The 15,788-nt window shown below is 52.4% G+C and carries 18 protein-coding genes and 1 tRNA gene; 6 read left to right on the forward strand and 13 right to left on the reverse strand.

The genetic code is table 11. The features are described from left to right. Window positions 1–71: 71 nt before the first annotated feature. The 3 genes from Pla22_RS23640 to Pla22_RS23650 form a co-directional block, all read right to left on the reverse strand. Window positions 72–2,318, reverse strand: a complete 2,247-nt coding sequence (locus tag Pla22_RS23640) for a serine hydrolase domain-containing protein (RefSeq protein ID WP_146517292.1) — start codon at window positions 2,316–2,318, stop codon at window positions 72–74. After that, complete coding sequence (locus tag Pla22_RS23645) at window positions 2,308–2,832, reverse strand: RNA polymerase sigma factor (RefSeq protein WP_146517293.1); 525 nt, start codon at window positions 2,830–2,832, stop codon at window positions 2,308–2,310. Before Pla22_RS23645 ends, Pla22_RS23640 begins: the two co-directional genes overlap by 11 nt. Before the next feature lie 282 nt (window positions 2,833–3,114). Beyond that, window positions 3,115–4,746, reverse strand: coding sequence for an alpha-L-fucosidase (locus Pla22_RS23650; protein ID WP_242632292.1), 1,632 nt, complete (start codon window positions 4,744–4,746; stop codon window positions 3,115–3,117). Between the two features lie 486 nt (window positions 4,747–5,232). On the opposite strand from Pla22_RS23650, the gene Pla22_RS23655 reads away from it, so the two are divergent. Beyond that, window positions 5,233–6,216 carry a phosphotransferase gene (locus tag Pla22_RS23655; RefSeq protein ID WP_146517294.1) on the forward strand — a complete coding sequence of 328 codons (984 nt, stop codon included), beginning with the start codon at window positions 5,233–5,235 and terminating at the stop codon, window positions 6,214–6,216. A gap of 14 nt (window positions 6,217–6,230) precedes the next feature. Here Pla22_RS23655 and Pla22_RS23660 read toward each other — a convergent pair whose 3' ends face one another. Continuing rightward, window positions 6,231–6,410 (reverse strand): hypothetical protein, encoded by a 180-nt coding sequence (locus tag Pla22_RS23660; RefSeq protein WP_146517295.1) that lies wholly within the window; start codon window positions 6,408–6,410, stop codon window positions 6,231–6,233. Window positions 6,411–6,916: 506 nt separating this feature from the next. Here Pla22_RS23660 and rpsU point away from each other — a divergent pair. The 3 genes from rpsU (at window position 6,917) to Pla22_RS23675 (ending at window position 8,069) form a co-directional block, all read left to right on the forward strand. Continuing rightward, complete coding sequence (gene rpsU, locus Pla22_RS23665; protein ID WP_146517407.1) at window positions 6,917–7,111, forward strand: 30S ribosomal protein S21; 195 nt, start codon at window positions 6,917–6,919, stop codon at window positions 7,109–7,111. A 79-nt stretch (window positions 7,112–7,190) separates the two neighbouring features. Beyond that, window positions 7,191–7,264 (forward strand) — tRNA-Val (locus Pla22_RS23670). Window positions 7,265–7,616: 352 nt separating this feature from the next. Beyond that, on the forward strand, window positions 7,617–8,069 hold the full coding sequence (locus Pla22_RS23675) for a rhodanese-like domain-containing protein (RefSeq protein ID WP_242632303.1): 453 nt from the start codon (window positions 7,617–7,619) through the stop codon (window positions 8,067–8,069). A gap of 57 nt (window positions 8,070–8,126) precedes the next feature. Here the strand turns inward: Pla22_RS23675 and Pla22_RS23680 are convergent, their stop codons facing one another. From Pla22_RS23680 to Pla22_RS23710, 7 genes are all read right to left on the reverse strand, one after another. Beyond that, window positions 8,127–8,705, reverse strand: coding sequence for a DUF1579 domain-containing protein (locus tag Pla22_RS23680; protein WP_146517296.1), 579 nt, complete (start codon window positions 8,703–8,705; stop codon window positions 8,127–8,129). Window positions 8,706–8,822: 117 nt separating this feature from the next. After that, complete coding sequence (locus Pla22_RS23685) at window positions 8,823–9,200, reverse strand: VOC family protein (protein ID WP_146517297.1); 378 nt, start codon at window positions 9,198–9,200, stop codon at window positions 8,823–8,825. A gap of 53 nt (window positions 9,201–9,253) precedes the next feature. After that, entirely contained in the window at window positions 9,254–9,628 is a 375-nt protein-coding gene (locus tag Pla22_RS23690) for a YciI family protein (RefSeq protein WP_146517298.1), read from the reverse strand. Continuing rightward, the gene (locus tag Pla22_RS23695) at window positions 9,625–10,029 is read right to left on the reverse strand and encodes a DoxX family protein (RefSeq protein WP_146517299.1); all 405 of its coding nucleotides are present in this window, start codon (window positions 10,027–10,029) and stop codon (window positions 9,625–9,627) included. Before Pla22_RS23695 ends, Pla22_RS23690 begins: the two co-directional genes overlap by 4 nt. Window positions 10,030–10,084: 55 nt before the next feature. Further along, window positions 10,085–10,921, reverse strand: a complete 837-nt coding sequence (locus Pla22_RS23700) for a YciI family protein (RefSeq protein WP_242632293.1) — start codon at window positions 10,919–10,921, stop codon at window positions 10,085–10,087. A gap of 106 nt (window positions 10,922–11,027) precedes the next feature. Further along, entirely contained in the window at window positions 11,028–11,486 is a 459-nt protein-coding gene (locus Pla22_RS23705; RefSeq protein WP_146517301.1) for an SRPBCC family protein, read from the reverse strand. Between the two features lie 242 nt (window positions 11,487–11,728). Next, window positions 11,729–12,202 carry a DUF1579 domain-containing protein gene (locus Pla22_RS23710; protein WP_146517302.1) on the reverse strand — a complete coding sequence of 158 codons (474 nt, stop codon included), beginning with the start codon at window positions 12,200–12,202 and terminating at the stop codon, window positions 11,729–11,731. A gap of 191 nt (window positions 12,203–12,393) precedes the next feature. Between Pla22_RS23710 and Pla22_RS23715 the strand changes: the two genes are divergently transcribed. Together Pla22_RS23715 and Pla22_RS23720 are read left to right on the forward strand one after the other, a co-directional pair. Continuing rightward, the gene (locus tag Pla22_RS23715; RefSeq protein ID WP_146517303.1) at window positions 12,394–12,855 is read left to right on the forward strand and encodes an SRPBCC family protein; all 462 of its coding nucleotides are present in this window, start codon (window positions 12,394–12,396) and stop codon (window positions 12,853–12,855) included. Then, the gene (locus Pla22_RS23720; RefSeq protein ID WP_146517304.1) at window positions 12,848–13,186 is read left to right on the forward strand and encodes an ArsR/SmtB family transcription factor; all 339 of its coding nucleotides are present in this window, start codon (window positions 12,848–12,850) and stop codon (window positions 13,184–13,186) included. The genes Pla22_RS23715 and Pla22_RS23720 overlap by 8 nt, the downstream gene beginning before the upstream one ends. 96 nt (window positions 13,187–13,282) lie before the next feature. Here the strand turns inward: Pla22_RS23720 and Pla22_RS23725 are convergent, their stop codons facing one another. Next, window positions 13,283–14,083: an MBL fold metallo-hydrolase gene (locus tag Pla22_RS23725; protein ID WP_146517305.1), complete on the reverse strand. Its 801-nt coding sequence runs from the start codon at window positions 14,081–14,083 to the stop codon at window positions 13,283–13,285. 329 nt (window positions 14,084–14,412) lie between these two features. Beyond that, window positions 14,413–15,372, reverse strand: a complete 960-nt coding sequence (locus Pla22_RS23730; protein ID WP_242632294.1) for an NAD-dependent epimerase/dehydratase family protein — start codon at window positions 15,370–15,372, stop codon at window positions 14,413–14,415. Window positions 15,373–15,788: the final 416 nt, after the last annotated feature.

A 15,788-nucleotide genomic window follows, 5' to 3' on the forward strand; every position in this document is an offset into this window, starting at 1 on the left:
AAACTTACATACCCAACCAAGAAAACTTCGATTTCCGGTTTGAACACGCGAGTTCAAGTCGCCCTCGATTGCTATTGGCTAGAGTCCTGACGGGATCGAGCAGCGGCTCGAATGGCTTTGCGATTTTCCTCTGACATCACCACGTTTTCCATCTTAATTTGCTCACCCGTGAACAGTGACTCAACTATAAGCGTGACGCTGTCCGCGGGCGGATGCCCCATTCGAGTCAGCACTTCAACGAGGTCTTCTTCGAATCGCTTCTGCCACAACTGGTCATACTTCTGCTTGCTAAAGTCAACGATCTGAGCGACCGAAACGTCACCGATCGAAACCAGCGTGAACCAATCATCGTCTAGCATGACCTCAGGTTGATTGCCCTGCCAACGGATGGCAGCGAACGGAGACTTCTTTGCAAACGCGGACTGGCCTGGCAATGGATCACGACTGACGCTCGCCTCGACAACTCGCCAAGCCGCTGCTTCGGCTTTCTCGCTGTCACCGTCGTTTGATGCAACGGCCACCACCATGTTTTTCTCGGGAACGAAAACCACCAATGCGTACCACATCGTGTTAGACCCGTTGTGCCAGTAATTCTTGTAAGGAATTCTTGAATCGGGATAACGAACTACCCAACCGCACGCATATTGATTTTGTTCTGCTGCATGTAGTCGTTCATAGGTTTCCTTCGAAAGCAGTTTTCCTTTTCCAAGATCACCCTGCATGTGTTCTGTCGCATAAGTGCAAAGATCACGAAGGGTCATGTGGACAGTACCCGAAGGCCCCATGATCGGCGTATTGTCTGCGTCGTCATCCATCGCAAACTTGCCTGCTAACCTAGCGCGGTGACCGCGTGGTTGCGGTAGGGTATCGCTGGGGCTTCTGGGCGGTCCAAATCCCGAGCCCGTAAGTTCTAATGGCTCGAAGACTTCTTGCTTGACGAGATCTTCCCACGAGAAACCCGTCACCTCTTCCGCCATCGCCCCGGCGATCGTCATGCCGACGTTTGAATAGGAATACATTTGCCCGGCGGGGCGAGGAAGAGGCTGAGAGACTACATCCATCACCGCTTCTCGACGAGCACGAGTGCTCTCGATGCCCGGTTTGGGCCGATGACTCCAAAGTTCCCTCGGGAAGTTCGCCGGTGCTCCAGCTATGTCGGTTAGAAGTTGTCTCAACGTGACTGACTTCCAATCCGCATGGACGTTTGGCTCTGAGAAAACGCTGCCGACCGTATCAGACCAATGCATTTGATCGGCTTCGATCAAGCGACCAATCATCGTTGCGGTGATGGACTTGGTGATCCCTCCCACATGCCAACGGTCGTCGATTTCGACGGATACACCGCTACCGATTATGCGTTCTCCTTGTGCCGCGACCGCTCCAACTTTTCCGTCGACCATTACCATGGCTGCCAAACCTACTAGGCTCTTTTGCTCGCGAAGTTCCGTGACCTGCAAGGCAAGCGCGTCGCCGTTCACTCCGCTGCTTTGCGCCGTACCGGCGTATTGAGAATCGGATATGCGGCTGGCCATGTCTACCAACACCACGACCAAAATGAGAGCGGCAACCAACACGACCATCGCGACCGCGTTTCGAATACCCGCACCACTTGGTGTCAAGAATCTTTCCTCGGCAAACGGCGATAGCGATGCCGGAACGATTGCGTAAGTCTCGGGTTCGCCAGTGGATTCCCCACTCGATTCCCCGCTCGATTCATCGCCCAAGCTCATCAGCAGTGCCAATAGTTCTTCACGTCTTGGCTGAAGCTGTTTTCGAACCGCACGCTGGTTGATGAAGTAGACCAATCCATAAACGACAGCAAGCAATGATGAAAGTGCCAGCGTGCTTGCGATGAACTCCCACCAAGCACTCGAAGTAAGCCACGCCGTGTGAAAAAAGAACGCGAGTATTGAAATGCAGAAGGGCAGCAGATACCACCAAAAGACGTTTCTTAGCAGCCAGATTTGATGCTCGACCTGTGCGAGTGAAACCTTCACGCAGTCGATCAATGGCTCGCCTGGTTCGCTTGGCTTGGGACGATGGCGGAAACGATCCACCAGCATGAAGCCGATAATCCACAACAGTGCTGGCACCGTTAGATACCAGGTCCATGGCGATGATGTCCTGATGCCGAGGTAAAACCAAATCGGCAACAACAACACTGCGATTCCCACCTCACGAAAGTCTCGCCAGAAGATGGTTGCTTGAAAGTTACCTTGGTGTCGTTGCACCTCTTCGAGCAATAGATCGGCGTGGACGATCACTTTTGGTTGAGCCGTCTGAGCATGCCAAGCTTGCTGATACTTATCAGGATCCATGTGATTCCTTGTTCATCAGAGTGCTGAGCGATTTCTTCGCTCGATTCAGCTTCACACCCACGTTGCTCTCTGAAATCCCTAGCACTTCTGCCATCTCTCGGTAACTCATTTCATCGAGGTACAACAGCACCAAGGCAGCGTCAGCTTTCGGCAATTGATGAATCGCCTGGTAAAGCTGCTCGACAGTATCTCGCTGCTGGGCCTGTTCGGCACTGCTTGGTCCGTCCATCGGCACCGCTTGCACTTCCAACATCGGTTGTTGCCTCGATCGACGTCGCTTGTCCTTGCGCTGCCAGTTCATCGCGGTGTGCAAAGCTACGCGATAAAACCAAGTCGGCGCGCTCGCCTTGCCTTCGAAATTGGCTAATGATCGCCAAGCTTGAAGCAATATTTCTTGAGCCAGATCCTGGCATTCGTCTGCAGTGAGCGTGTAGGCGCGAGCCACCTTCATGACTGAAGAGCTATGTTCTTCAAGCCAGTTCGTGAAAATCGTTTTGTGATCTTTCTCAAGCACCAACGCACTTCTTCAAGAAAGGAAACTTCGTGCCGGAGATATTGGTCACTCTGGAAAGCGTTTCCTTACAGAAAAGTTCAGCTAGATAATTAAAACGGCTGAAAACGGCGGGCTTCCTCAGTTTCTTAGCATAACCCGATCGCTAGCTCACGCTTGGCCGCACGCAGACCGAGTGGACGAAAGTTAACGACCAAAAAAAACCGCCGACGCAAGGCAGGCCTGCGTCGGCGGTTCAATAATTCGTCACAAACAACTTGCGTCTGCGTTACTAGGTCAGCTTCGTTACTTGGTCAACTTCAACACATAGGCGAAGTCGCATGGCTTCTTAGCGGGCAACTTAACATTGAGTCCCTCGTCGGATCGCGAAACATCTAGAGATTGGTCGCTACCCAAGAGTTCAACTGAACCGATCTCTCCAGGCCAGTGTTCCGATCCGGTTGCCAATGTGCGAATCGTCACCTCACCCGACTCAGGCCAAGCTAAAATGGTCGCGTAAACTACGTCGCCCTTTTGAGTGAAACGAACATCGCCGGCGGTGAAAGGCTTGTCACTGGCTTCCGATACATGTCCCGTCGAAACCTTGGTGGCCCCTTCGCCGTAGGTCGACCAGTGAGTTGTTTCATAGATCGCTTCACCGTTGACCTTAAGCCAACCACCGATCGCTTTTAAAATCGCTTGGTCTTCCTCGGGAATGGTGCCGTCGGGTCGAGGTCCAACGTTTAGCAACAGGCACCCGTTCTTGGAAACAATGTCCACCAAGTCATCGACCAATCGGTCGGGGTTTTTGTAACGCTGATTCTCGGTGTATCCCCAAGAACTAGCGCTTACAGCGGTATCGGTTTGCCAAAACGGCTTTCGGATCTCGGCCATTTTGGAACGTTCTTTGTCCAAAACCGCAGCTTTCTCGGGGAACGCATCCCACTTGTAGTTGATAACGCCAATGTCGCCATCCTTGGACGATTGGTTGTAGTAGTACGCAGCAAATTTCTTCAAATGACCTGCGAACGGGTTTGTTTCGTAGGTAGCCTTTTGCAGTTCAGGCGTGATGCCGAAGTCGAACCAAATCAAGTCGGGTTGGTACTTGTCCACCAACTCACAACAACGGGCAAGCCAATCGTCTTTGAATTGATTGTCTTGAGGAGGGAAGTTCTTTTGGTAGTCCGAAGCGTCGTCATTGAACAAGAACGGCATCGGGCGACCGTAGAGTTCGGCGTACTTGGGATCCGCATTGTCGAACGATTCATCGCGAACGTAGTACACCCAATTGAAAGCTCGGTGACTGCTCACCCCAAGCTTCATACCTTCCGCTCGAACCGCAGCCGCCAATTCGCCGACGACGTCACGCTTGGGTCCTTTTTCCGATGCATCCCAACTGGTGTAGTCGGACGCGTACATTGGAAATCCATCGTGGTGTTCGGCAACGGGTACCACGTAGCGAGCGCCAGTTTCCTTAAACAACTTTGCCCAGGCTGTCGCATCAAACTTCTCGGCCTTGAATTCAGGAATGAAATCTTTGTAGCCGAAGTCCTTTTGCGAACCATACGTTTTCACGTGATGTTCAAAAAAGTTGTCGCCGCGGCGTTGAGAAGGAATGTACATCTGACGCGGATACCACTCGCTCCCAAAAGCGGGAACACTGTAAGCACCCCAGTGGATGAAGATCCCGAACTTCGCATCCTTGTACCACTGAGGAATAGAGTACGTTTCCAGTGAATCCCACTCTGGTTTGAAGGGACCTGCTTGTACCACTTCATTAATTTTCTCGACCGCTGGAGCGACCGCCGGGTGCGGCGGAACATTCGCTCGGTCTGCCAAATCCGCGGCTGGTGATTCCCCCAAGACTGGCGAACTCGGTGAACTCCACAGAACAAAGGCAGCAAGCAAAAGACAAAAACAGGACGATCGCATCGGCATGACCATTCTTAAAGGGTTGGAAAACGGGATGAACACAGGCGGCACCTACGCCCGCAACACGAGATATCGTAAGCTGACGGCCCAAAGATGCGTCCGCCACCTCCCCACAGGTTACATGACTGAACCCTCGATGCGAACGTTCTGGACATGATTCCTGCCTATCTTTTTCCTATTTCTTGCCTGCGGTCCGCATTTTTTCAGCGCCGCCATCGCCACTGCAAACAACTTTGTCACTTCAAATCGGTTCGGACAGCGAAAAGCACGCAAAATATGCTACGTCGCCTGGAATCATTTCACGATCGGAATCATTTCGCGATCGGAACTATTCGTCCCTTCTGAGTTGTTCGTTGCTCGAAATGTTCATCCCTTGAATTCGTTTGACCTAGGGAATCAAACATGTGCAACCGACGGAAGAACCTTTGGCCGGGGTCACCTTCTTGCGGTACCGTCTGGAACCGTTGTCATCCTCATTGAATCTGAAAACCTATGTTGGCCCCTGAATCTGCCAAAATCGTTCTCGCTGCTACTGACGCCAAGCAGATTCGTAGCGAGGAACCCATCCAGTCTCTTTGGAGCGGTTACGGCAAGATCGTGCGAGTCCATTTGAAGGGCGGCTCGGTTGGAACAGCCATCGTCAAGCAGGTGCAAACGGTTCATCCCGGTAGCCAACCGCGCGGATGGAATACCGACCTCTCTCACCAGCGGAAACTGCGTTCCTATCAAGTCGAGGCCTGTTGGTATCGCGATTGGAGCAGTCGACTCGGCAACGAAGCTCGGGTCGCGAACGTCTTCTCCATTGACTCAACCGCCGATGGGCACCTGTTCGTTCTGGAAGATTTGGACGCCGCGGGTTTCTCTCAGCGGCACACGTCGTTGGACGACCGCTCTGTCCGCGACGGCCTGACGTGGCTGGCCAACTTCCACGCCAGATTCATAAACGCGTCGCCCCAAGGGCTCTGGCCCGAAGGGACGTACTGGCATTTGGCGACCAGACCCGACGAATTGAAGGCGATTGAAGTCTCACATCCGCTGTTCCAACACGCGCATGCAATCGACACCCGATTGCGAGATACGTCGTATCCCACCCTTGTTCACGGCGATGCGAAGGTCGCCAATTTCTGCTTCGCCGATCCCCAGAACGATCCTCCGCTCGCAGCGGTCGACTTTCAATACGTGGGCGGCGGATGCGGAATGAAAGACGTCGCGTACTTTCTTGGCAGTTGCCTTCGCGAAGAAGAATGCCAAGACCGAGCTGCCGAAATGGTGGATCATTATCTTGATCGGCTCGACCTTGCTTGCCGTTCGTTCCATCCCGAAATCGACACAATCAAACTGGTCGACGAATACCGAGCGATGTATCCGTTGGCATGGGCCGACTTCCACCGATTTCTACTCGGTTGGTGCCCGAGTCACGGGAAGCTTCATCGGTACAGTCAAGAGATGACGGAACTGGCGATCGCTAACTTGTGATCGCTGGCCCAGACTTAAACCACGTCCACATCACATTCGTCTTCGAGCGTGACGCCGAGCCCCTTCAGGACTTCCGTCAGCTTGGCATCTAACTCGTCCAACTGTGCAAGTGCGTCATCTTGACGTTGTTCGAGCTCACGAAGCAATTGACCGGGTTCGTAGTCCGCAGCATGAGAAGTAGGCGTGGGCGACATTCGAGATCCTGGTCCTGAAAGAGAAACCGCCCGGCAGCAAGACGCCGGTTCAGGGGGAGACATCGGCCAGCCCAGACCGATTTCGGCAGCGGGCCGTCGGTCGCAGCGGTCGGCGAAACCTGGCAAGGTTTGCCGGATTTTCCATTCGAAACGGTCAGCGGAACGATTACGCCGGCGGCCCCTTTTTCAGTGGACCAAGTCCCAGCAGCCAGCCGACTCAAAGAGGGAGTGGGGGCTGGAGCGGCCACTTTGAGGCCTGTTTGGCCCAAAGCTGGTCAATTTCAGCTAAAAACCATGAAAAAGCCACCTTGATGCCCATTGCCCCAGACGCGGGCGGGACATTAAACTCCCTGACCCGCCAGAAAACGGCGAGCCGCTTCGGCGGTAACCCCGCTTTGGCGGCAACCAGGGGCCAGCAGGATATTCCCTATGGCCAAAACATCATCAGTCCTCGAGATGGGGAGTCAATTTACGACGATGAATTTAAACCACGATTCGGAGCAGAAATGGTCAAGTTAGTAGTTCGCGACCGAGAAACGATTCAAGAAGCCGTCCGTCGTTTCCGAAAGTTGGTAGAGCGCAGTGGTATCAAGAAAGAGTTGCGCCGTCGCGAGTATTACGAAAAGCCAAGCGAAACCAATCGCCGTGCCCGCCTGCGAGCCGAACGCCGCGCACGCCGCACACGAATGCTTAGCCGCTAAAATTGGGTTGGCTGCAGTCAGGTCCGATAAACGACCCGCTGCTCAACGACCCACAGCCTAAACCGCAAAACACATTTCCGGGCGATTAGCTCAGTTGGCTAGAGCGCCTCGTTTACACCGAGGATGTCGGGGGTTCGAGTCCCTCATCGCCCATTGATAAGCCCCTTGTCTGACAAGGTTGCTTGACCGCCATGAAGCGGTCCAATTCAACGCAAGGCAATGAATCCGTGCTCGGGTTCGTTGCCTTGCGTTTTTTTGTAATTTGGTTTCCGCAACTTGGCTTCGCTGGCAGTTGTCGAAGGCTACTTGGCGTTCAACGCTGAACTGAGACTGAGCCGAAATTCAAAACGGACTTCAAGTCTTATCGGTACGGCGGACTTAGATTCATGGACATCTTCAGGACGACATCCTCGCACCTAAATCAAAGCAAGCACGGAGAGTGTTTCGTGTGAACTTGGGTCTCGCTTAGAACGTCATACTGGCAATTACTGAAATCTAACTCGTGATGCACTTCTCGGTCGATCTTGATAGCGACAAGCAGCAATTAAACAGTAAATTTGAAATGGAAGATCAGCTTCGCCATTACACGAACAAGCTTGCCTATGAGATTGATTCGTGGGATTTGAAAGTCGCCTTAGAAGCGAAGGAAAAGGTCGTGGTCGTTGACACTCGATCACCAGACGCCTTCGCCCAGGAACACATTCCTGGAGCGATCAATATTCCGCATCGAACGATGTCAGGGTCAACAACTTCACAAATCGACCGCGAGTTTCTGGTCATCACCTATTGCGATGGCATCGGCTGCAACGCTTCTACCAAAGGTGCTTTAGCAATGTTGAAACTTGGGTTTCATGTTAAGGAATTACTCGGCGGTTTTGATTGGTGGAAACGCGATGGCCACGCCACGGCTGGACGCCTTTCATCAGACGAAACCAATGAAAGCTGCGGTTGTCAGTAACAACGGTAATTCCCGCCACTGCAAGCGGTCCTCAAAAGCAGCTCCTATGCGGCGATACTACTTTCCCGCATCGCCTGAGTCACCGTTTGAACGGCGTGTCACCGTTCCTTTCATGAACGTGACCCAATTCCCATCGTCATCCATCACTTCAGATGTGGACGTGAGCGTATCGGGGGTGTTGAATTCGTAGCTGTCACGGAACTTCGTCGTTTTCCCTTCCGCCATGACATTCGGACCCTCCGCGATCAGGACTAGCTTTTTGCCAGACGCTTCAACATCGCCCTCATAATGCCACATGTAGTTCATCATCGAATCGATCCAGGTGCCGACGTATCGTTTCCGATCGGAATCGAATCCGATAGTCAAGATTGCGTTGAACTTGGTTCCGTCCATGTCGCCAGAAATTTCGTTGACGATCCAAAACTCACCCAACATGCGCGAGTCCATGGTGCCCGTGCACTGCATCGCGGGTTGTTCGCCCGAAGCGATGGTGCGAGAGGACGAGGTCCACTGCCCGACAAACTGCTTCAACCACTGATGTTGCGGTTCAGGATTGGGGAAGTCCGGTTCCTGAGCTTGACTGAGCGAGATACACAGCAGTGCCAACATGGCGACCGATAGGAAATTCTTAATCATGGTGGATCCTGAATTGGAACGATTGAAGGTGATGTGCACCAATCTGCATCAGCAGACTAGCTATCGAACACGATAGAACAGCACGCGGTTGTTGGCTTGGCCTTCCTTATCTTGGTCTTAGCTCATTGAGTGCAGTCCGATCACGTTGCCTTCGGTATCGATAGCCAACACCATAAATCCATACTGACCGATTGGTGTCTTCGGCTTTTGAATTTTACCACCGGCTGATTCGATACGTGACGCTTCGGTAGCGCAATCGTTGCATGAGAAGTAAACAATCGTTCCATTGCCGCTCGGTGAGCAATCCGACATTTTCACAATTGCCCCCGGGGCACCACCCGCGTTCATGTCACTCGGAAAACCGTATAACTCCACGTCGGGAACCGGCGAATCCATTTTGTTTAGTTCAACCGCAAACACGGTTTCGTAAAACCGCTTGGCCCGATCAAGGTCGTGCACATAGATTTCAAACCAACCCACTGGGTTCTGATTCATGGTCTTGCTTCCTTTGTTAATTGTCTTGGAAGAATGTTTTCAATGAAGATCAATCAATTCCTGAGCTTCAGAGGTTCTTCTTTTATCTCGGGCAATGGAAACAGAGGGCGAATTTCGACAGTGCCTTTTTTGGCGGGTGGTAGTCGCGAGGCGATGGCGATCGCTTCGTCAAGGTTATCCACGTCGATGAGGTAATAGCCGCCAAGCTGTTCCGTCGTTTCAGCAAACGGACCGTCGGTAATCTGTCGTTGATTCTCTCGAACCCTGATGCTGGTGGCGGTAGTAATCGAGTGCAAAGGAGCGGAGGAAATCAATTTGCCTTGTTCTTGAAGTTCTTGGCTGATTCCCATCGACTCGATCATGCACGCTGTGCGTTCGTCGTCCGTCCAGCAACTCTCTGCACCATAAATCAACAGCATGTATTTCATACGTGAGTCTCCGATAAATCAACTTTGTTGGTACCGATCGCGAGCCGAAACACTTCCGGCACGCGAAGCCCGAGTGCGATCCATGCGACGATGCCCAGGATAATTGGAAAAAAGAACGGGTCGCCGACGCGGACATGAGTCGCCGTTGCACCACCCAGGTAGGCCGAAATTAAAATCGCACCGATGAAAGCAGTCCGTGGGATTAAGAACAGGATTACCACGATCACCTCAACGATACCGATCGTGACCATGACATCTTCTGACCACCCCAGTTGCGCAAACATTTCGGCCTTGCCCTCCCACTGAGTGAACTTCCCTGACGCACTTAGGACGCCCATAAAGACGGCGACGAGAGCACTGAGTACCCACCCAACCATTCTCGATTTCTTTGATCCACTCATTTCGTTTCCAATTTGTTTGAACGTGATTAATCGTCTCAATCGACAATCTATGCGGTCACGATGTTACCTCGGGCACCATCACCATCCAGCCCACGCCAAAACGGTCGGTCACCATGCCAAAGCGCGGTGACCAAAAGGTTTCTGCGAGCGGCATATCGACGCTTCCACCTTCGGCAAGTGCATCAAAGGCCGCGTCTGCGGCCTTTTCGGTCGCGATCGCGAGAGTCAATCGAAAGCCGGACATGGTCGTCTTTGCACCGCATCCGTCGGAGGCCATCAATGTCATTTGCCCAACCTTGAAGGACGCGTGCATGATGTTGTGCTCAAAACCGGCTTGCAATATGTCCTCTGGCAATGGATCCGGAGATTGATCGAATCGCATCTTTGTAACGACGACCGCGCCCAGTGCTTGCTCGTAGAACGAGAGTGCCTCCTCGCACCGACCGCCGAAAAACAAGTACGGCTGCACTGTCGCGTTCTGCAGGGATTGAACCTGAGCAAATGCCTGCTCACGAGCTCGTATTGCCCCTTCGGTATCGTTGTCGACAAAGTCATCCATCTCGTAAAGTGGGCGAATTTCAATGTCGGATTCCTCGGGCATCGGATTAGGACATCGTTGCACCCATTCGACCGCTTCCTGCATCGACGCGACCTCCCAAATCCAAAATCCAGCGATCAGCTCTTTGGTTTCCGCAAAAGGTCCGTCCGTTACCGTGCGCTGATTGCCTTGAAAGTGCACCCGCTTGGCTTCGGAACTTGGCTTAAGTCCATCGCCCGATTTCATGATACCCGCTTTGATCAATTCTTCGTTGTATTGACTCATCGCGGTGAGCAATTGCTCGCTAGGCAATACCCCGTCTTCCGAACTCTTCGTCGCTTTGACTATCACCATGACTCTCATTGGCTTCCCTCATCGTTGTATTAGTTGAAGTATTGGTTTGTGTTTCTGTTTGCAGACTTGCCAAGCAGTCAGTACTAATGCTGTGACCTGATCGTGCTTACGCACCGTCTGGGATTTCGGGCTCAACAAGATTGGCGAGCTGCGTTAGAGATTCTTGCCAGCCCAAATAACAAGCGTCGGTTGGAATCGCATCGGGGATTCCTTCTTGGACAATGGTTAAGCTCGTTCCGCACGAAGCCGCGTCAAAAGTGATCGTGACGCTTATTTCGCCCGACAGATTGGGATCTTCGAAAACGTCGGTGTGTCGTATCCGTTCGTGCGGCACCAGTTCAACGTACTTGACCGAGAAGAAGTGAGAACTACCGGACCCAAAGTTGGTAAAGGACATGCGGTATCCGCCACCCACGACCGCGTCCATCTCGTGAACTTCGCCGATGAAACCAAAAGGTGGCAACCATCTTTCCAGTGCTTTCACCTCGACGAACGCACGGTAGACCCGTTCCGCAGGGGCTCGCAAAATTCGATGAAGTCGAACGGAGTTGTTTGTTTCGGGCATTACCTTAGTCCTCTTTGCGTATTGTTTAACTTCGGGGCTAATCGAACTAGAACCTGAACCCGAGCAGAATGCTGAACGCAATCGAGACGTTGATTTCCGATTTTCGCACCTTAATCCTTAGATCAATCGAGCATTTGCAATGCTCGTGAAAGTGGCGTGATTGTCTGAACTAAGAAATAGTCGATTGGAAGTTCCACCCATCGACATTCGCCGTGTGGAAAATCCTAAAGTTCTTTCGTCCCTTAAACCCGTTCGTGTTTTCCGTTCATGAACGTTATCCAAGCGCCATCGTCACCCTGCATCTCGCTGATCAGTAACCAACTATCTTTTCCCGTGATCTTGATGGTGTCGCGGTACTTTGCGGTACCGGTACCATCAAACGTTGGACCTTCTGAATCTAGAGGCAGCGTTTTTCCATCGGCATCGAGGACGCCGCGGTAAGGCCACATGTTGGCCATCATTGAACCGACAAACGTTCCGACATATTGATGTTGGGCGGGATCATATCCCAGTGTCATGATCGACGACCATGCTCCTCCTTCGGCCGACTCGCCGCTGCTTTCGCAGATCAACCACATGCCACCGAGCGACCGGCATGTCATCTTTCCGTGCGTTGCAGACGAATTGCCATCAGGCATTTTGCAATCATGCTCAAACGTCCAGTCTCCGATGAGTTGGTCGAGCCATTGGTGTTCAGATTGAGGCTTTGCGAACATCGTGTTTTCTCACTTTTGTTACATGGATGAATGGACCGTCACGGACTTCCCATGAAGCTCAATAGTTAGTCGACTCAGAAGGAGCGAAATCGACATCGCTCTAAAACTTTTGCGTTTGACAGAATAAGATTTGCGGGACTAACATGCAACCACAATGTTGCACATCCAGCACGCTTCACCCTGGTGAGAAAATGAACGCCAACACCGATCGAATCGAAAAGGAAATCCAAATTGCCGCTCCGGTTCAACGGGTGTGGACGGCGATAACCGACCATGTCCAATTTAGCCAATGGTTCCGCGTAAACTTGGAGAGCCCCTTTCGGGTTGGCCAAACGACCGCAGGCCAGATCACGTACCCTGGTTATGAACATGTACGCATGGAAGTGATCACCACCGCCATTGAACCGACGAGCTACTTCGCGTTTCGCTGGCATCCTTACGCGGTCGAAACCGACGTGGATTACTCGAACGAAACGCCAACCCTGGTGGAATTTCGCCTAGAGCCGAAGAACGCAGGAACCCGTGTAACGGTTACCGAATCTGGGTTTGATGCGTTACCGGCATCCCGGAAAGACGAAGCTTTTCGAATGAACGATGGCGGTTGGTCGGCCCAGATTCAAAACATCGCTCAGTACGTAGAAACTCATGCCTAGCACCTTGCAACATAGCCTTCCCGAACAGGCTCCACTTTTTGCCGCTTTAGGAGACACCACGCGTCTATCGCTGCTGTTAACGCTATCGCAAGGTGAACCGCAATCCGTAACGACACTTGCTGAAAACACGTCGTTGACTCGGCAAGCAGTTCGCAAGCACCTACACGTTCTCGAGGATGTCGGAATGGTGCACGGAGTCAAACAAGGACGTGAAAACTTGTTTCGTTACGATCCTAACCCGGTCAAAGAACTTCAGGCTTCACTTGACGGCATCGCGAAACAGTGGGATGACGCACTGCTTCGACTAAAGAGCTTTGTCGAAGAAACGTAACGCACGGGGTCAACGCATCACCGCCGATTGGTCTGTACGCTGCATTTGCGGGACGGTGAGCTGAACCAAACGCAGCGGCTGTTGACTGAAGTTTTCTTAAGTAGTCACACCCAGGCCGTCGGGCAGCTTTCCTTCAGCTACCTCGTCATCCCATTCATCCATTAGCGGCCAACTGTCCGCAAGCGTTCCGAAGTCGGCCATCTTCAGATATCCACGAACACGATCAATCGTTTTGTTCATGAAGTCGCTATCGTTCTTGAACATAGGACCATGGCTGGGGGCAAGCCATTTGACATCACTGTCACGGATTCGTTCGAGTGATTTCACGAATGCTTTAATATCGCTGCCATGGTGGGCGTCGATCGCGCCGATGCAACCGTCTCGGTAGATGTTGTCGCCGCTGAGAAGAACGTCACCAATCCGAAAGGCAAGTTGGCTATCGGTATGTCCAGGTGTGTGCCAAACCTCGATTTCAAGCTCGCCGACTTTAATGATGTCGCCGTCATTGACCTGATGGTCAATCTTAACCTTCGGCATCGCCATCTTCAGATTCTGGGCTTCGATCTCAGCGAGCGTGACCAAGGTGTCGCCTTCCTCAAGCGGGCGGACTGCGTTGGGGTGCGAAGTCACGGTTGTCTTAAGAAGCTGCTTTGCCTTCGCGAGCCCTTGGATGTGGTCGACGTCGGCATGGGTGGCGACAAGAGTCTTGCAACGCGAAAGTGGAAAATCTATTTGACGGATGACTTCGATATAGTCCTCGACGGTTTCTTCGTAGCCAATATCGATAAGCACCCATTCATCGGCATCGTGTACCAAATAGACGTTGCAACCGAGCACCTCGCCCGCCTGGAAGTTGAGTTCGATGATGCCGGGAAAGATCGGTTTGCGAGCGAGCATGATAAGCGTAGTTTTGAGTCGAGAAGAGATAGCAAAATTGTAGATTCCCAGTGCTGATTCTTGAACAGGGCAGAATTCACAGCAATACAACGTTTTTTACACGATTCCGTGTCAACACCTTGCTAATGCGGACCCGATCGCTGACCGAGGAGGCTCTCAGATGAATCTTTGAAAGATCGCAATTGATTCGATACATCGTACCGCTCCCCCCTAAAAGTGCGGAGTTCGTGTCCAAGTGAATTACTCGATCGTGTGAGGTGTCCGATCCGCTACTAGAGGTGCAGCCGGTTATCTCGAATTCCAAATTGTCTTGAATTTCCAAGCCGTAACTAAGTCCCCGTCAACACAGTCCTCGCCAACACATCGATGAGCCCCTCACGGTAGGTCGGATATGTCAGGCTGCTCACAAGGTCGCGTTTCATACGACGATTCCAGATGCGTTTGTTAGATTCAGATCGAAATCGCACCGGCGCATCGTCGCTAGGTTGAATAAATTTTGGTGGGGGAGCGTGATAATAGTGAGCGATCGCTTCGTAGAATTCACTTCGTACCACAGGACAATCATCGCTGACCACAAACGTTTTAGAGTCGCCGGTGTCGCATGTCTCTGCGTATCGCCATCCCGATCGCACGGCTAGAGCAGCATCGTCGACGTGAATCAAGTTCAAGTATCCTTCCGAAGGCGAAGCGATTGGGTGTCCGGCACGAACATCGGCGGCACGAGGAATTCGCCCTGGTCCATAGATACCCGATAAACGAAGAATCACGTAACGCCCAGCTTTGCCTGACCGTGTACGGCGATCTCTTAACAATGACTCTGCTCTTAGATGAGCCTTTCCGCCATCGCGCTGGGGTCGCGTCGGTGAGCTTTCATCGACCCATTGGCCGCCACCTTGGTGATACACGCCCGTAGTGCTGATGTAACACAGGCTGGTCGTTGCGGGCACGTAGCGAAGCAATCGCGAGAGTCCGACGACCATGGACGTTTCGCGATCGACATTAGATCCGCGGTCATAACTGACTGCGATCAAGATACGATCAACGGTTGGCAGATTCCTGCAATCGCTCGCGATGTTCCAGTCCAACTTCACGGGGATGTGACCGGCGTCCGCGATGGCCTCAAACTTGTCGGTGGAACGCGTGGTTGCAAATACATGATCGCCTTGGTCTCGACATAATTTGGCGACTCGCTGGCCCAGATAGCCATAACCTACAATGAGCGTTCGAATGACCATGTTCTCTTCGTCTAAAGGATGACGCACTGGGTTGCACTGCGTGAACTGTCGCACCGTGTCGCACCGTGTTGAACCGTGTTGCGTCGCGTTGAACCGTGTTGCGTCGGCAAGTTGCGTCGAGTCGGGCCCAATAACCGAACGGAGCCGCTTTCAAGCTAACCAATCAAGTCGGACTGATGATCGCGGGGCGGATGCACAAAGACCCACGTCGAAGGCGGCTGCCAAAGTTCTTTCAGAGCTCTATCAGATCAAAATGCCAGAGATCGGACATCCCCAGTGATCCCCCCAGTTTCCTACTGTGCGTATTTTGACGCCACCGGTGGCCAGAGTGTCCGTTTTTTCCAATCTGATGCCAGCGGGTTACAATGTGTGGACCAGACACCTTTTATAGTACGGACTACGGTTTTTCCCTAGAAAGTGACGGTTACCGAGGCCTGTCCACCAATTGCCTTGCGACGAGGGAACGCAAA

This window comes from Rubripirellula amarantea (genome assembly GCF_007859865.1).
GTDB classification, from domain to species: Bacteria; Planctomycetota; Planctomycetia; order Pirellulales; family Pirellulaceae; genus Rubripirellula; species Rubripirellula amarantea.

Coding starts and splice junctions, on each gene's coding strand:
- Pla22_RS23685 (WP_146517297.1), bottom strand. CDS start 9,200: ATGAATCAGAACCCAGTGGGTTGGTTTGAAATCTATGTGCACGACCTT.
- Pla22_RS23655 (WP_146517294.1), top strand. CDS start 5,233: ATGTTGGCCCCTGAATCTGCCAAAATCGTTCTCGCTGCTACTGACGCC.
- Pla22_RS23660 (WP_146517295.1), bottom strand. CDS start 6,410: ATGTCGCCCACGCCTACTTCTCATGCTGCGGACTACGAACCCGGTCAA.
- Pla22_RS23700 (WP_242632293.1), bottom strand. CDS start 10,921: ATGGTGATAGTCAAAGCGACGAAGAGTTCGGAAGACGGGGTATTGCCT.
- Pla22_RS23720 (WP_146517304.1), top strand. CDS start 12,848: ATGCCTAGCACCTTGCAACATAGCCTTCCCGAACAGGCTCCACTTTTT.
- Pla22_RS23680 (WP_146517296.1), bottom strand. CDS start 8,705: ATGATTAAGAATTTCCTATCGGTCGCCATGTTGGCACTGCTGTGTATC.
- Pla22_RS23710 (WP_146517302.1), bottom strand. CDS start 12,202: ATGTTCGCAAAGCCTCAATCTGAACACCAATGGCTCGACCAACTCATC.
- Pla22_RS23690 (WP_146517298.1), bottom strand. CDS start 9,628: ATGAAATACATGCTGTTGATTTATGGTGCAGAGAGTTGCTGGACGGAC.
- Pla22_RS23715 (WP_146517303.1), top strand. CDS start 12,394: ATGAACGCCAACACCGATCGAATCGAAAAGGAAATCCAAATTGCCGCT.
- Pla22_RS23725 (WP_146517305.1), bottom strand. CDS start 14,083: ATGCTCGCTCGCAAACCGATCTTTCCCGGCATCATCGAACTCAACTTC.
- Pla22_RS23695 (WP_146517299.1), bottom strand. CDS start 10,029: ATGAGTGGATCAAAGAAATCGAGAATGGTTGGGTGGGTACTCAGTGCT.
- Pla22_RS23675 (WP_242632303.1), top strand. CDS start 7,617: ATGCACTTCTCGGTCGATCTTGATAGCGACAAGCAGCAATTAAACAGT.
- Pla22_RS23640 (WP_146517292.1), bottom strand. CDS start 2,318: ATGGATCCTGATAAGTATCAGCAAGCTTGGCATGCTCAGACGGCTCAA.
- Pla22_RS23705 (WP_146517301.1), bottom strand. CDS start 11,486: ATGCCCGAAACAAACAACTCCGTTCGACTTCATCGAATTTTGCGAGCC.
- Pla22_RS23650 (WP_242632292.1), bottom strand. CDS start 4,746: ATGCCGATGCGATCGTCCTGTTTTTGTCTTTTGCTTGCTGCCTTTGTT.
- rpsU (WP_146517407.1), top strand. CDS start 6,917: ATGGTCAAGTTAGTAGTTCGCGACCGAGAAACGATTCAAGAAGCCGTC.